Annotated in this window: 13 protein-coding genes; 1 reads left to right on the top strand and 12 read right to left on the bottom strand. The window is 37.4% G+C overall.

All coding sequences use genetic code 11. The features are described 5' to 3' along the window. Positions 1-39 precede the first annotated feature (39 nt). From ACZ11_RS15585 to ACZ11_RS15555, 7 genes are all read right to left on the bottom strand, one after another. Complete coding sequence (locus ACZ11_RS15585) at positions 40-546, bottom strand: DUF948 domain-containing protein (RefSeq protein ID WP_049667452.1); 507 nt, start codon at positions 544-546, stop codon at positions 40-42. 105 nt (positions 547-651) lie between these two features. Beyond that, complete coding sequence (murC, locus tag ACZ11_RS15580) at positions 652-1,965, bottom strand: UDP-N-acetylmuramate--L-alanine ligase (protein WP_049667451.1); 1,314 nt, start codon at positions 1,963-1,965, stop codon at positions 652-654. Between the two features lie 230 nt (positions 1,966-2,195). Next, positions 2,196-5,423, bottom strand: coding sequence for a DNA translocase FtsK (locus ACZ11_RS15575; RefSeq protein ID WP_049667771.1), 3,228 nt, complete (start codon positions 5,421-5,423; stop codon positions 2,196-2,198). 383 nt (positions 5,424-5,806) lie between these two features. Next, positions 5,807-6,421, bottom strand: a complete 615-nt coding sequence (gene ytpR / locus ACZ11_RS15570; protein WP_049667450.1) for a YtpR family tRNA-binding protein — start codon at positions 6,419-6,421, stop codon at positions 5,807-5,809. After that, the gene (locus tag ACZ11_RS15565; protein ID WP_082172821.1) at positions 6,418-7,242 is read right to left on the bottom strand and encodes a DUF1444 domain-containing protein; all 825 of its coding nucleotides are present in this window, start codon (positions 7,240-7,242) and stop codon (positions 6,418-6,420) included. Before ACZ11_RS15565 ends, ytpR begins: the two co-directional genes overlap by 4 nt. A 741-nt stretch (positions 7,243-7,983) precedes the next feature. Next, a complete protein-coding gene (locus ACZ11_RS15560; RefSeq protein ID WP_049667449.1) occupies positions 7,984-8,505 on the bottom strand; it encodes a DUF84 family protein in 522 nt (173 codons plus the stop codon). A 75-nt stretch (positions 8,506-8,580) separates the two neighbouring features. Continuing rightward, complete coding sequence (locus ACZ11_RS15555) at positions 8,581-9,657, bottom strand: M42 family metallopeptidase (RefSeq protein WP_049667448.1); 1,077 nt, start codon at positions 9,655-9,657, stop codon at positions 8,581-8,583. A 282-nt stretch (positions 9,658-9,939) separates the two neighbouring features. Between ACZ11_RS15555 and ACZ11_RS15550 the strand changes: the two genes are divergently transcribed. Continuing rightward, positions 9,940-10,254, top strand: a complete 315-nt coding sequence (locus ACZ11_RS15550; RefSeq protein ID WP_049667447.1) for a peptidase M4 — start codon at positions 9,940-9,942, stop codon at positions 10,252-10,254. 467 nt (positions 10,255-10,721) lie between these two features. Here ACZ11_RS15550 and ACZ11_RS15545 read toward each other — a convergent pair whose 3' ends face one another. The 5 genes from ACZ11_RS15545 to ACZ11_RS15525 all read right to left on the bottom strand — a co-directional run bounded on the left by ACZ11_RS15545 (position 10,722) and on the right by ACZ11_RS15525 (position 16,033). Further along, entirely contained in the window at positions 10,722-11,948 is a 1,227-nt protein-coding gene (locus ACZ11_RS15545) for a carboxylate--amine ligase (RefSeq protein ID WP_049667446.1), read from the bottom strand. Between the two features lie 526 nt (positions 11,949-12,474). Beyond that, positions 12,475-13,338: a YtnP family quorum-quenching lactonase gene (locus tag ACZ11_RS15540; RefSeq protein ID WP_049667445.1), complete on the bottom strand. Its 864-nt coding sequence runs from the start codon at positions 13,336-13,338 to the stop codon at positions 12,475-12,477. A gap of 11 nt (positions 13,339-13,349) precedes the next feature. Then, a complete protein-coding gene (gene trmB, locus ACZ11_RS15535) occupies positions 13,350-13,997 on the bottom strand; it encodes a tRNA (guanosine(46)-N7)-methyltransferase TrmB (protein ID WP_049667444.1) in 648 nt (215 codons plus the stop codon). A gap of 95 nt (positions 13,998-14,092) precedes the next feature. Continuing rightward, complete coding sequence (locus ACZ11_RS15530; RefSeq protein ID WP_049667443.1) at positions 14,093-15,025, bottom strand: diacylglycerol/lipid kinase family protein; 933 nt, start codon at positions 15,023-15,025, stop codon at positions 14,093-14,095. Between the two features lie 3 nt (positions 15,026-15,028). Beyond that, a complete protein-coding gene (locus tag ACZ11_RS15525; protein WP_049667442.1) occupies positions 15,029-16,033 on the bottom strand; it encodes a nuclease-related domain-containing protein in 1,005 nt (334 codons plus the stop codon). Between the last annotated feature and the right edge of the window lies 1 nt (position 16,034).

Raw genomic sequence — 16,034 nt, 5'->3', positions numbered from 1 at the left:
TTTTTATTCCGTTGACATTTAATGCCTACCGAATAATAATTATTTTTTACGGCCCCATTTTCTTTTCGGTTTTTCCGACTGCTCTGATTCAGAAAAATAAATATCTTCTTGAATCACCTCATTGGCCTGATCGATAATTTTACGTTTCTTCCACTTATCTGCAATGCCCATTGCGACATTACTCCATTGAACAACTTGTGCAATTTTTTCTTCATTTTGTTCCACAGTTTTAGAAATTGAAGAAGTAATTTGCTGTACAGATGTATTTAAACCATTCACAGAGTCGCCAATTCCTTTGACTGCATGAACAACGGAATTTAACTGTTCAGATTTCTCTTGAATATCCTCTGCCAAGCTATTTGTTTTGGATAGTAAGGAAGTCGTTTCACGAGTAATACCTTCCATTTGTCCTTCAATACCTGATAATGTTCCAGCTAAGCTGTTAAGAATTGGTTTGAGCGAAAATAATGTCATTCCAACGCTCACACAAAAAATTAAAAAACCGATTGCTGCGATAATTGCTGCAATATACAAAATAATTTCCATAACTAGACCTCCTGCATGTTCTCTTTACTATTCCTTACCTTATTTTCGACAAAAAAAACTGATTTCCTCCTCATTTTTGAGAAAAAACAGCTTATTCCTTGCGGACTAAGCTGTTTCGTTGTTCTTTAGCACGTCTTCAAAAGCATCTTGGAATTTGTGAACATCGCCTGCGCCCATAAATAAAAATACTGCGCCCTTATGCTTTGTTAACACTTCAATTCCTTCAGTGGTAATCACTGCACTGCCTTCAATTAAAGACGCTAAATCTTGGATTGAAAGTGCGCCTTGTGTTTCCCTTGCAGAACCAAAAATATCACATAAGTATGCTGTATCTGCAAGACTTAGACTATCTGCAAAATCCTGTAAAAAAGCTTGTGTACGTGTAAATGTATGTGGTTGGAAAATAGCTACTAGCTCACGATCCGGAAACTTTTGTCGTGCTGATTGAATCGTTGCACGGATTTCAGTTGGATGGTGTGCATAGTCATCTATTAATACATTATTCCCAATATTCGTTTCTGTAAAACGTCTTTTTACACCTTTGTATGTGTTTAAACGTTCTTGAACGATTTCTGGTGAAATACCTTCATATTGGCAAAGTGTAATAACAGCTAAAGTATTTAATACTGCATGATCCCCAAACAATGGGATAAAGAATGTACTATAAAATTCATTGCGGACAAATACATCAAATTTTGTACCCTTAGTTGTTTTTTCAACATTACGAGCCTCAAAATCATTTTCAGCCCCAAAACCGTAATAAACAACAGGTACCTTCGCTTGAATACGTTGTAGATGTTCATCATCACCGCAAGCAATAATTGCTTTTTTAACCTGTAATGCTAAAGATTGAAATGCTGAATAAACATCCTCTATGTTTGCAAAGTAGTCTGGATGGTCAAAATCAATATTAGTCATTACAGCGTAATCTGGATTGTAAGCTAAAAAGTGTCGACGGTATTCACATGCTTCCATCACAAAGAAGTCAGCATTTTCATGCCCAGCTCCTGTTCCATCACCGATTAAATAAGAAGTTGGTTTATACCCACCTACAACATGAGACATTAAGCCCGTCGTAGATGTTTTACCATGTGCACCAGTAATAGCAATCGACGTATAATTACCGATATATTCACCTAAAAATTTATGGTAGCGAATAACTTCTACACCGATTTCACGAGCACGCTCTAATTCAGGATGGTCATCAGGAAATGCGTTCCCTGCTATAACTGTCATACCTTCTTTAATATTATCTGCATTAAATGTAAAAATTGGAATATTGCGATCACGTAACGGCTGTTCCGTGAAGAAATATTTATCAACATCTGAGCCCTGTACTTGTTCACCAGCATCAAATAAGATTTGTGCAAGTGAACTCATGCCAGAACCTTTAATGCCTGTGAAATGAAAAACTGTCATTAATTAAACCCCCCGGGAATTCAATATCCCTTCTATCATCTATTAGGTGTATCGTATTTTTTTCAACTAATTATTAGGTATTAATACCTTTGTAAGTACTAAAAAATACGTACTAATCATCACATCTCGTCTATTATAGCACTATTTATGCATAAGGATAAATGTGTAACTTTTCTAAATATACTAATTTTGACGCGAATAAGATAATCTATACGAAAACAATGTAATTATTATTCAAACATAGCAATTAAATCTTCTTCTGTAATGTAACTTTCTCGTGGTTTACTGCCACGTGCCTCAGACACAAAGCCATGTGATTCCAACATATCGATTAAACGAGCAGCACGATTATAGCCAATATGATATTTGCGCTGAATTAAGGAAGTAGAAGCTCCTCCTTGCTCATAGACAAATCGACATACATCCTCGAACAGTTCATCTTGTTCAGCAGAAACCTCAGTCTTCTTTAAAAGTTCTTCCTGATCAAATATATAATCAGGCTCTCCTTGCTCACGGACATGCTCAATGATCGCTTCAATTTCATCATCTGTCACAAACGTCCCCTGCAAACGCACAGGAGCAGACATACCATTACCTAAATATAACATATCGCCTCGTCCAAGCAATCTTTCTGCGCCTTGCGCATCTAAAATTGTACGTGAGTCGATTTGTGAAGATACCGCAAAAGCAATACGAGTAGGAATATTTGATTTAATAAGCCCTGTTATAACGTCAACAGACGGTCTTTGAGTTGCCACAATTAAATGGATACCACAAGCACGTGCCTTTTGAGCAATACGACAGATCGCCTCCTCTACATCTGCAGGAGACATCATCATTAAATCTGCCAATTCATCAATGACAATTAGAATATACGGTAATTTTAAGCTATGTTCATTGTTTTTATCCGCAATTGCATTATAACGTGTAATATCACGTGCACCTGCATGTGCAAATAACTGATAACGACGCTCCATTTCCTCCACTGCCCATTTCAGTGCAGCTGTAGCAGCCTTTACATCTGTGATAACTGGGCTAACTAAATGTGGAATATGATTGAACGGTGCTAATTCTACCATTTTAGGATCGATAAGCATCAGCTTTAATTCATGTGGTGCAGCTTTATATAATAAACTAACCAAAATTGAATTGATACAAACCGATTTACCAGAACCTGTAGCTCCGGCAATTAAGCCATGTGGCATTTTTCTTAAATCAATGGTTACAGGCTTCCCTGTTAAATCCAGACCCAATGCTGCTTCTAACGGTGAATCTGACTCGAGGAAAGAAGCACTATTTGTCACTTCTGATAATCGAACAGCGCGAGATACACGGTTCGGTATCTCAATGCCAATTGAGCTCTTCCCAGGAATCGGCGCTTGGATGCGGATGTCTTTCGCTGCCAATGCAAGCTTCAAATCATCTGATAGATTACGGATTTTGCTAACCTTTGTACCATGACTCACGGTTATTTCAAATTGTGTCACGGCAGGTCCTTGCATAATGGATTCTATTTGAGCTGAGACTTGGAAATAGGACAAAGCTTCAACCAATGTATCTCCCTGTTGCTCCATCCACTCAGTATCTTGTGTTTTTTCCTCAGGTGGCTCTAAAAACTCATCATCTGGCTTTTGATACACACGAACAGGTTTTCGAGGTGTTTCCTTTACTTGATCCTCCACTAATGTTTCATCTAATTTAGAAGGTTGCTCTGGATATTCCTCTATATCAATAGAATTCTCCTCAGGAATATCTATATTCTCGGGAGTAAGCTCCTGTTCAGTTGTTGTTTCTACTTCCATTTCGGTAGTTGCCGAAATTTCGTCGATGCTCTCGACATCAATCACTGTCTTTTCTAATGTCAAAACGTTAGACATTGATGTTACTGGTGCCATTGAAATGACTGATACACTTTCTGTTGCATCATTGAATGGAGTAGTATTTTGAATAAGAACCTCGTTTTCCTCCGTCGACTGTGTAGCTATTTTATTGTCCAGCTCTAACTCGCCAATCTCTATATCTATAGATTGTGAAACTTGTTCTTTATCGAATGGAGTAGTATTTTCAATAGAAACCTCGTTTTCCTCCGTCGATTGTGGTGCTACATTATTGTCCAGCTCTAACTCACTAATCTCTAAATCTATAGATTGTGGCAGTTCTTTATTGAATGGAACTAATTGAGGTTCTGCATCCAAAATAATAAGCTCAGAAGAAGTCTCCTGTTCCTCTTGGCCTTTTTCAACAATTGTTGATGTCGGGGTCGTTACTTTTAATTGTTGTTGAATTCTCCATTTCTCTTTATCCGTTTTTAGCATTAAAACATTAAATGGAATGCCACTTTTTTCTTTCTTTTCTACTGATTGCACTTCTAAAGATTGTTCTTGCAACACATCTTGCTTATCATCTTCATTCATTGGTGGCTGGACTACTGTAATTTCACCAATGTGGATGGTAGAATTTTCGATTTGTACTTGTTCTACAACTACTTCTTTTACATGGATTTCTGATTGATCAGCTGAAAGTTGTTCAACATTCAGCTCATGCTGAACGGCTTCTTTCACTTGATTTTCAAATTCTACGGCAAAAGAAGTTGTTTGCGGTACAGGTAATTCCGTCGTCGTTTTATCACTATGATGATTTGTTTCGTCTGTTAATTTATCATCAAAAGTAATCGGTTGCTTTGCAGGTGCTTCAATTGTTTCAGTGATTTCAAGCTGTTCAGATTCATCTTTCCGAACTGCGCTAATAGGCCTTTTTTCTTCTAGTATATTTTCAATAGCCTCATTTGTTGTCGCTTCTTTTATAGGCTTAGAAGCTGTAGGTATTTCTAACTCTTTCTTGTCGTGCTCTTCCTTTCGTTTCTCTAATAAATGCTCAATTGGGCTTGGCTTAGAAAAACCATAGACTGGTGACGGAACATCACTTGGTACAAAACGCTTGCGATTTTCGGGTAAAACACTTTCATCTGCTTTTTCTAATTGATAGTTCGTTTCTTTAGGTGACTTCGGCAACTCATTTTGTGCATCTCGAAAAACAAGACTTGCTTTTGAACGATTCTCTTGTTCAGGCTGACTTCGTGTAATCGTCGTTCTTCCAGTTCTCTTCGTCCGATTTGCTAATAGATCTCGAATACCTGAAACCTCAATATTATAAACACTCGAATCCACAATATGATTATTTAAATGCCTCGGTAACGATAAATCTTCAATTTGTCCGGAGTAAGCATCGTCCATTTGATTGAATGCTTCTTTTAATGGTGGTGTTGATGGTGAAGCTGAAAACTCTTCATCCTCAATTAACGGAAAACGAAAAGTTTTTTGCTTTGCTACAGTTGCTTCTTTATATGAATGCAACTGTTCAGATTGTTCTTCCTCATAGTCTTCATAAAACTCTTCATATTCGTAATCTTTGTCATCTTTATTTAAAAATTTATCCATTTGTTTTTTTAACCAATTCACATTGTTCACTCATTTCTCTTACACTTCATTTATAGCATTAACTAAATCAATTATGCCTCGGCATAATTGTAGCTGTCGCTTTACTTTCGCTACAGAAAATATTTGCGAAAGAAGTTAAATGTCTATAACAAAAAGCATACCATAAAAATGTAATAGAAACTTGCATTAAGAGGCTCATTCTACACAAAAAAATCGTTATGTTACTAGCAAATTAGTAGCATAACGATTTTAAGTACATATATTCAATTTTGTCTCGGCAAATTGTAGCTGCCGCTTTGCTTTCGCTACAGAAAACACTTGTAGCTGCCGCTTTGCTTTCGTAACAGAAAACATTTACCGATGTCACTGCACTTTCGAGCAGCTAAACGGTGCTTCCGAAGGCTTTATCTAGTTGGTGTTTCAAACGCACTACCAGTTATCGCATCTTCCGGTAATACTAAAATTCCTTTTTCAGAAGGTGCATTTGGTATTGCTAATTCACGCGCTGAACATAACATACCGTAAGATTCAACACCTCGCAAATTACCTTCTTTAATAAGCATTCCAGAAGGCATCACTGCACCAATTTTTGCTACAACAACTTTTTGACCTGCTTCCACATTTGGCGCACCACATACAATTTGTAATGTCTCTTCACCTACGTTTACAGAACAAATGCTTAGTTTATCAGCATTTGGATGCTTGTCCTTAGTTTCTACATAACCCACGACAAATTTTGGAGAAAAATCTACATTAAGGCTGATTACAGCTCCATTTTTCGCAATAGCTGCCTCTAGCTGCGCTGCTAATTCTGGAGTAACTTCAACTAGACCTTTTGCATCAGTTTGTATATAGTTGCTGGCATTAAATAAATTAAATGCTTTAATTTCTCCAGTTTGTGCTTCCTTTAAAATAGCGATATCACCTGCACGTTCTACCTCTGTCTTCACGATTGATTCTGTTGCTAATTGTACTAGCAATACATCCCCTACATGCTCTTTGTTGTAAAATACATTCATTGTTTCTCTTGCTCCTTTTTAACTCTGTTTTTTGCTAATATAAAGATTGGTTCTAGCTCCCCATCTTCATAAATAAATGATAATGACGTGATCGGTACAGTACCGACAGCGAAGAAATGCATCGTCATCTGCGCTAATACATCATACCCTGTTTCATTACGAATATCACCTACTATTAATACATCCTGATGTGGCACAGATAATGTCATGTCACCTTCAATGTTAGTCTGCATTTCTTTCAGAAAGCTTTCATTTAAAATACGACTTGCATCGTAGCCATCATTAGCATTAACAAAATAGAAAATATTCCCCGCAACTTCATCTTTTTTATAAACTGTTGGTAGCTGCTTTACAGAAAATCGTGCCATTTCACGAACTTGCTCTACTGTTAATTGTAGTACCTCTAACATGGATTCATCAATAAAACGATAGGTTTTTCCTAGATCAAGTGCATAAAAAATACGTGTTTCAGCTGTATGTTCAGTAGTGATGAATGCATGCCCCTCCTTCGAGGCTTGAGGGTAGGATGTTGCGCGAATAACTGGATAAATTTGTGTAGTAGCTTGGAATCCTTGTTCCATCTCTTGCTCCATAGCATTAAAGGTTTGCTCGATTGTATAAACAACTTCATCGATTGCAGCCCCTTGCTTATCATTATATTTTGCTAAAATGCCTGGTAGAGAAAGCTCCATCCCTTTACCAATTTTTTTATGGTTTAGGCGTAATTTATCGTGCTTTTTATCAAATTCAAAATCAAACTTTTCCTCATTCAATTGTTGTTTTAATAGGGTCACAAGTTGTTCTGACTTAATTTGTTTCACCTAGCTCATATCCTTCCTTCTAAATTAATGTATTTTTGGCGTAATTACCGCTGTAGCGCAAAAAAATTGTCAACTGGGTACCCTTCAAAAATGAATTATACCCTTATTCAGCTCATCAACAATATAGGTAGAATTCTATTGTAGCTTAATATGATCAATTATGCCTCGGCATAATTGCGTCCGGAATCGACTTTGTGCTTAGGCCTGCTGAGGGCCGACACGATGTCGGTCATTTCGGTAATGCCACAAGACGTGGCGTTTTTACCGATGCAGGTCAGTTAGCCGTTATCGCATGGATGCGATGACCTTAGGCTAACATCCTTTATTGAACTCATTTCCGATTCCTTGACATCCGCCGGAGGCTTTAGGCCAACACGACGTTGGTCACTCAGGCGTTTTCACAGGATGTGAAGCTCTTAGCCTGAGTTCCTCTATTTCAGCAGATGTCTTTTGTACCGAAAGCGCAGCGACAGGCACAGGCGTTTGGACACCCGCAGAAAAGCAACTTAAAACCTTATCTATCTCACCACCTATAGAGGTGGGAGACTTCTGTAGCTGACGCTTCGTTTCGATACAGAAAATAATTGCTGAAAGAAGTTAAATGATGAGAAAACGGCTCACATATTTGTGAACCGTTCTGTTCAAAACTATCCAATCATCTGTCTTTCTATTTTAAAAAAATTATTTTAAAGTTGCAACTTTACTATCCTTTACTATTCCAGTATCACTAATCAAAAGACACTAGTCATGTGCTAATGTGAATAAATATTGTCCAATAAGAAGCGAAACTATATGCTCGAACATCATCTGACGACTTACTAACCCCTGTGTGAAAACACCTACAGCTCCCGCACCTTGTCGGATATCTCGGCGTTGTGTATAGTGCTCCATTACAGGCCCAAGTTCCTTCCCAGCTCTTATTTCCTGGGCAATTTCTTCTGGTAATATAATTTGTGCGCCAGCAGCTGTATAAGTTTTTCCATCTGATACTGTAAGTGCTCCCCAGTTACAAACGTACATAACACCATCAATTTCAGTCACTCCACCCTCTAATCCAAACGATAATTGCGCGCACGTCTCTTTGATTGCGTTTTCCGAACGGTTAATTGCTCCCAATCGTGTTTCTTCTTGAGTCATCGGTTGATCAGATACTTGTGAAGCAGCCTTAACGTAGGTGAAATTTGGATTATCAAAATATTTTCTAGCTATAACTTCAACTGCCTCTGTTTTTGCTTTGTTTGTTGTTCCAATAGTTATGTTCATTTTCTAATCCCTCTTTCTTCGCATAGAAAAAGATGCCCCTAAAGGCATCTTTTAACTTCTTTCGGTGGAATCGCTTTACACATTAGCGCGAATCGTTGCTAATGTCGAACGATCTGCTTTTTTCACTAGTTCCACAATTAAAGCTTTTGCAGCTGCATAGTCATCAATATGAATAATTGACGCAGCTGTATGAATATAACGTGAGCAAACACCAATTACTGCACTAGGAACACCGTCATTTGCCGTGTGCACACGACCTGCATCCGTACCACCTTGTGATACAAAATATTGATAAGGGATATTATTCGTTTCCGCAGTATCTAAGATGAATTCACGCATACCTCTATGTGTAACCATCGTACGGTCAAGAATACGTAATAATGTCCCTTTTCCAAGCTGACCAAATTGATTTTTTTCTCCTGACATATCATTTGCAGGTGAAGCATCTAGAGCAAAGAATAAATCCGGTTTAATCATATTTGCAGATACTTGAGCACCTCGCAGACCAACTTCTTCCATTACATTGGCACCTGAATATAAATGCGAGGCTAGCTTTTCACCTTTTACCTCTTTCATCAATTCAATTGCCAATCCACAGCCATAACGGTTATCCCAAGCCTTGGCCATAATTTTTTTCTGATTGGCCATTGGTGTAAATGGGCAGACAGGGATAATTGATTGACCTGGACGAACACCAAGTTCAATAGCATCTTCTTTATTGTCTGCACCAACATCTATTAGCATATTTTTAATATCCATCGGTTTAGAACGTTCAGCATCTGTTAATAAATGGGGTGGTATTGATGAAATTACGCCAGGAATTACACCGTTTTTGGTAAATACTTCAACTCGTTGTGCTAGCATAACCTGGTTCCACCAGCCACCTAATGTTTGAAAGCGGATCATACCGTTATCAGTAATAGAAGTAACCATGAATGCCACTTCATCCATATGACCAGCAACTAACACTTTTGGTGCATCAGCAACTTCACTATGCTTCACACCGAAAATACCCCCTAAATTATCCTGAACGATCTCATCCGAGTACTTTTCCAACTCAGAACGCATGAACGCACGTACCGCATGTTCATTACCCGGCGCGCCTGGTAATTCTGTTAGTGTTTTAAATAATTGTAATGTTTCCTCATTCATGTTGACTCTCTCTCCCCACGAAGTAGAATATTCTTCCTTGTCATTGTAACATATTTATCTATATTCATCAGAAAACTCTTATTTTTCAATAAGTAGAAGATAACTGCGAGTGTAGCCCATCTTCAAAAGTTATCCCAAATTTGCTCTGTACTAAAGCGAAGCATCAGTGCAATTTCCAAATTCGAAATATTGATACATTTCCTGAAAAGTGCTAATGTGTGAACGTGCATTCACTCTGTATGCTATGTTAAAATGGAGCTATAGAAAAAGGAGGAAAAAAGCATGAAATTACGTGATTTTTTAATTGGTGTTGCTACTGGCCTAGCTGCCGCAGTCATTGTTAAAGAAGCAAGTGAAAAGGTTTCTCCGTATGTACCTGCAGGACAAGTACTTGAAAACATAAAAAAGGAATTTAAAAAGGATTCACCGATTGACGGTTCTTGGATTTTTATGAAAACAGACAATTTCTCAAACGGCATTATGACTATTCCAGTATACCGTGGAGGTATCTCTCGTATGCATGAGGGCGAAATGCAAACATTTGAATTCGCTGCTGACGCACGCTCAGGTGTTGTAGTAGAGTTACAAGAAGTATAAACTTACACATTAATACGCGACAAAAATTATAGACTACAAAAGAAGCCATCTCAGCTATTTGAGATGGCTTCTTCCTTGTTTTAGAAAAACTTTTATGTCCATCAAATTAAGGTGTGGTTCTTCAACAAAACGAGAGGTTGATTTCCGTTCCTACTGGGCGGGGGGCGTCCGATGAGTCGCCCAGTCTCCAACCCAATCAACCACTTAACATAGAGTGTATCTTCTGGCATCTTACTATAGTTTATAGTGATTAAACAAAACTTTAGCAGATTTTTTTGTGCGAAAGCGAAGCGACAGCTACAAATGTTTTCTGTAGCGAAAGCAAAGCGACAGCCTCAAAGCGAGTAGCCTGGAATGGAAATAACCCACATTTAAAAAAGTACAACTTTTATAAATTTCTCCTTAATCATTTTGTTTTCTGATTCTATGAAAAAACCATCTCAGTTATATGAGATGGCTTCTTTGTTTTACTCAGACAATCCTTTATTGTTGAAGTATTTTTTATATTTGCGATAATAATTTAAATTATTTAACGTTAGCTTCACCCAACGTTTCGCATTCATATCTTGATTAAAGTAAAGAGAGTTTGTATATTTCCCTTCACGAATTAATTTTTTCGCTTCTAGCTTAAGCTTTTCATTGGATGCATATTTGAATAGAACACCCTTAGGAATGATCATCCATAAATGCTTGTCCTGAACATAAGTTACTTCCTGTTCAATATTTAACATATGGTCATCAGCTACATATTTCATTAAATTATGACCACTTGCTGTTACATAATAACTAGAGCGACCATTACGTAAGTTAATTTCAAACAACTTATACTGTTTGTCACGCATATCGTATTTCATATCGAAGTTAGCAAAGCCTGTATAACCGATATCCTCTAAGAAGAAACGTACTTGATCCATTATTTCTTTATCGTATGTTGTAACAATTGCTGCATAGCTACCGATTCCTTCAGGTGAATGCTCTTCTAAGATTGGGTTTCCTAGACACATTAGCTTCACTTTGCCATCTTTCCCTACATACGCATTTAATACACGCATATACGAATCATCACCTGGAATGAATTCTTGAATAATCATTGTATCCTGATAAGTTGAGCTATAGATTGCTTTTAAAATAGCTGTTTTTTCTGCTTCATCATGTGCAACGAAAACTTTTTTCTTACCTGGGAATTTACATGCCCAGTATTCCACAGAGTTAGAAGCCTTTAAAATAATTGGGTAATCAAATGGTGGTGTAAAGTTTTCGTAATTGTCTGCTGTTACAGTCGTCGTACCTGGATATTTAAAATCGTACTTATCACACATTTTATAGAAATTTTCTTTTAATAAAATTTCATCCATAAGTGACTCATCGATGTAAGGTACTGTAAAATGCTCCTGTAATGTTGGCTTATTTTTGATAATAAGCTTTGCATAATCATCTCCACAAGCTAACAACAGTAGTTTTTTATCAGAATATTTTTTTGCGACCTTTGCAAGTGCAGGTGCAAATACATCCTGTTCATTTAAGCGATCAATCTCTTCGAAATTTATGATATGACTGTCTTGCGTTGCCGTTAAATGTGAACGTCCTAATACAAGTGGTTTAATACCGTATGCCTCATAAAATGCACGTGCCATACCATATGCATTCATATCTGATCCTAGTAATACTGGTAAAAATGGTTGCTCAGTTGCCATGTATATTTCAACTCTCTTTTATGTTTTAGTATAGCTTTTAGTGTATCATATTTTCCAAGATGTTCACGAAAAAAGTGTCAAAAAAATGGGGTATAGATAAATAAGCTCTTCACCATAACGTGTGGTTGATTTCCGTTCCGGCTGACGCTTCGCTTTCGCGCAGAGCAGAGCTTCCTGGGGGCGTCCGATGAGCCGCTTGGGCCAACAGGTGTTTTTTGCGCGAAAGCGAAGTGCTAACGTAGCGGCAGCAGCAGGATGTTGGTCACGAAGGCGTTATCACAGGACGTGATGGTTTTAGCCTTCGTTCCTCTATCGCTGATCCCCAAGGAGTCGCCCAGCCTCCACTCCAATCAACCTTTTCACATAGAATTTATCTTATGGTTTGTCACTCTAATTTATAGTAATAATACAAAATTTCAGCAAGATGTTTTTTGTGTGAAAGTGAAGCGACAGCAACAATTGCTTTTATATATGAAAACATATTGAAAAAAACGTGCGAACACAAAAGGTTCACACGTTCTATTAATTAGAATGTAATAACAGCTTGTCTACTACGTTCTAGCTTGTCTACAATTTCTTTACCTGTTTCATCCCATTTAATCATGCGGTAATACGCATCATGGTAGAAGATAAAGCCGTAGCCATTCGCAAGTGCTTCTTTCATTATACGTTCCTTTGCAAAAACACTTGCCATTGGATAATCGTCATACGCTAAAACCCATAATGGATTTTGATGTGCATGTGTTGGCATAATATCTGCCATATGCAATAATACCTCGCCATTTTGAGTCAATTTTATAATGGCGTGACCATTACTATGACCACCCGTATGGATCATTTCAATACCCGGAGCTACCTCTAACGTACCTTCATACGTTTCTACTAAGTGCTGAACTGGCTCCCAGTTTTCTTTCCAATACGTATTTTTCGAGCGAATATTTGGATCACGCATTTCGTCCCATTCGATTTTCGTTACAAAGATTTTGGCATTCGGGAATGTTGGTACAAGTACATCATCTTCCCATTGCGTTAAACCTCCAGCGTGGTCAAAATGTAAATGCGTCATTAATACTGCATCAATATCAGCTGTTGTTAATCCTAGCTCCTGTAAGCTAGCCGCTAATGTTGATTCCTCAGTTACCCCAAAGTTTCGTAGCTGTTTTTCATTTAATTTGTTAAAGCCAACGCCAGTATCAATAATATAGTTTTTGCCACCATATTGAATTAAAATCGGCTCAGTTGGTAGCTCGATTTGATTTTTTTCGTTGACTGGATATTTACGTGACCAAAGTGGTTTTGGTACAACGCCAAACATAGCACCGCCATCAAGGCAAGTGACACCCCCGTTTAGCCATGATAATGACATACTGTGAAATTTTAACTGATCCATCCATACTCCCCCTATTTAATTAAGAATTGCGATTCTAGACGATAAATTGGCTGTCCTTTAGCAGAAAATTTCTGCTCATATTCAGTCATAACATTATCCTCAGGCATATTCGCATGTAGGTCGAGTGATACATACTTTAGTAACATACCATATTCAGAAATACTAGTTAATGAATACTCAAACAAACCACGGTTGTCCGTTTTAAAATGGATTTCCCCCTCATCCACTAAAATCGACTCATATAATTTCAAAAAGTCCCCGTGCGTTAAACGTCGCTTAGCATGGCGCGTTTTTGGCCAAGGATCTGAGAAATTCAGATACACACAATCTATATCATTTTTTTCAAAGAATTTATTTAAATCTGCGCCATTTACTTTTAATAGTCGTAAATTCGCTGGAGATTTAGCTTCTATAATTTTTTCCAATGCACAAACAATTACACTGTCATAAAGCTCAATGCCAATATAATTTATATCCGGATTTTGCAAGGCCATACCTGTGACAAATTGTCCTTTCCCAGTACCTACTTCAATATGTAGTGGGTTGTCATTTCCAAAAACAGCCTGCCAATTCCCTTTAAAGTCTTCAGGATTTGGAACAATCACCTCTGGATGATTCGTAATCATTTCCTCCGCCCAAGGCTTATTTCTTAATCTCAATTTTTTTCCTCATTTCTTTCTCGTGAAATTATGTTTTTTATAGTATAACGTATTACCATAAAATCCGCATGATATTATTGCGAAATGGTATTTTTTTAATGACCCTTTGATATAACCTGCCATGCCTCACGTTGCACAGTACAATGAATCCTCGTGCCATCTTTAATTTCTCCAATATAATTACCATCCGAATGACAATCAATGTTATTTGCGTGCACGAAAATGTTAAATTGATTGCCTTGTAAAAAAGTAATCTCTTTAAATTTTGTATGTTTTTCAAAAAAAACCGTGACAAAAACTAGTAGCAATTTAAGTCGTGAAATACCGTGAACGATTGTTATTTCAACTTGTCCATCATCAGGCTTAGAAGATGGGGAAATTTTCATACCCCCCCCGAAATAAGGTTGATTGCTCATCGCAACAAACCATACCTGCTTAAATTTCCATTCTTGATCGTCTGTACGAATAGTTACATCAAAGCATCTAAAGCTAAATAGCCCTCTTACAACAGCTGCAGCATAGGAAAGCTTGCCAAGCCCTATTTTATTGAGATAAAACTTCAAACGGGATTTATTAATACGCTTTGTGACAAATGCATCAAAGCCCACACCAGAATTGTTAACAAAAATCGCATGCTGCTGATCTCCAAATTGAACTGCACCAACGTCCATTTGGAGGTTAGTCGTGTCTTTTTGTATATAGCTTTCAATTTGAAAAGCATTATTAAATGTAGTAAAGTATCGTGCGAAATCATTGCCAGAGCCAGCACGAACTACACCAATAACTATAAATTTATTATGTACAATGCCACTAACAACCTCATGAATTGTGCCGTCACCGCCAACAATAACAATTAATTTTTTAGTTTGAGCATCTTGAGCCCAATTTTTTGCAAGTTCCTGTCCATGTCCCTCATATTCTGTATAGGCAACTTCATAGTCCATTGTTAAATGCTGTTGAAGGTGGTGCCAAACTTTCTTACCTTTGCCGTGCCCCGCTGCTTCATTCACAATAAATAATACTTGCATTTACTACTCTCCTGCCGGTTGAGAAGATTGTTTCCAAATATCTCGATTAAAGGATGTTGTTTGTACGTTATTTAAAATTGTTTGAGAAGCACGAATTTGCATATGCTTCATAGGAGAAGACACTTTCTTTAAATGCTCCATCCACTCCCCATAATTTCGACGATCAACAAATTGAATTCCGTAAGATGACCCTGGATAATCGAAATAGCCATTCTGTGTTAAAATAACCTTGCGAATCGGCATACTTATATTGTCCTGCATAAATAATTGAGTTAATACAGACTCCATGCGATTTAAACTTATCATCGGATTAAGAACTTTTGAATCCTTCGTCCCTACTTTTTTTATCCAGAATCGCTCACTGCCTCCTACATAAACGGCTTGATTTTCTGCTTCTAGTACAGTTATACAAATACATTCTGTCGGTGACATTAGTACGACATCAAGCTCTATGGGTGCTTTTCTAATTTGCAAAATTGGATAGTAAAAAAGTAAATAATTATCCGGTAATTTTTGCAATAAATTTCGTAACAAGGGGTCACGCATAAAACGAGGATCTACATACGATTTTTCTCGTAATGTTGAACTTGCCCATTTCATTTGGAAATGGAAAAATTGATCGATAAACATTCGTTTTAATTCATGAATAGATTGTGGCGCATAGACAATTTTCGGTTCAAATGTTAAAGTCGTTTCTTCTTCAGGAATAATATCTTCATCACTCACTAGTTCATTCGATATTTCTATCTGTTCAACGTCCTCATTTTCTTCCTTCTGACGACCTGCGAATATTTTTTTAAATAAAGAGAATCTCTCTTTTTCTGCGAAGGAATCATTTTCTGAATCGTCGTCGGTATGTTGCCATTCACTAATTTCTTCCCCTAACTCCCACTGTCGCTTAACACGCTCCCATTGACTTTTCTTTAAGCGTACAAATTGTGTCGGATATCTCGCTAAATCAATTTGATAGCGTGAAATATAATCTTGTAATTTCACCAATTGTGCCATG

The sequence above is a fragment of the Lysinibacillus xylanilyticus genome, assembly GCF_001183605.1.
In the GTDB taxonomy this organism is placed as follows: Bacteria; Bacillota; Bacilli; order Bacillales_A; family Planococcaceae; genus Lysinibacillus; species Lysinibacillus xylanilyticus.
The sequence above is the reverse complement of the archived record's forward strand: the minus strand, read 5'-3'. Positions and strand labels throughout refer to the sequence as shown.

Coding starts and splice junctions, on each gene's coding strand:
- ACZ11_RS15525 (WP_049667442.1), bottom strand. CDS start 16,033: ATGGCACAATTGGTGAAATTACAAGATTATATTTCACGCTATCAAATT.
- ACZ11_RS15555 (WP_049667448.1), bottom strand. CDS start 9,657: ATGAATGAGGAAACATTACAATTATTTAAAACACTAACAGAATTACCA.
- ACZ11_RS15545 (WP_049667446.1), bottom strand. CDS start 11,948: ATGGCAACTGAGCAACCATTTTTACCAGTATTACTAGGATCAGATATG.
- ACZ11_RS15530 (WP_049667443.1), bottom strand. CDS start 15,025: ATGCAAGTATTATTTATTGTGAATGAAGCAGCGGGGCACGGCAAAGGT.
- ACZ11_RS15585 (WP_049667452.1), bottom strand. CDS start 546: ATGGAAATTATTTTGTATATTGCAGCAATTATCGCAGCAATCGGTTTT.
- murC (WP_049667451.1), bottom strand. CDS start 1,965: ATGACAGTTTTTCATTTCACAGGCATTAAAGGTTCTGGCATGAGTTCA.
- ACZ11_RS15550 (WP_049667447.1), top strand. CDS start 9,940: ATGAAATTACGTGATTTTTTAATTGGTGTTGCTACTGGCCTAGCTGCC.
- ACZ11_RS15560 (WP_049667449.1), bottom strand. CDS start 8,505: ATGAACATAACTATTGGAACAACAAACAAAGCAAAAACAGAGGCAGTT.
- ytpR (WP_049667450.1), bottom strand. CDS start 6,421: ATGAATGTATTTTACAACAAAGAGCATGTAGGGGATGTATTGCTAGTA.
- ACZ11_RS15540 (WP_049667445.1), bottom strand. CDS start 13,338: ATGGATCAGTTAAAATTTCACAGTATGTCATTATCATGGCTAAACGGG.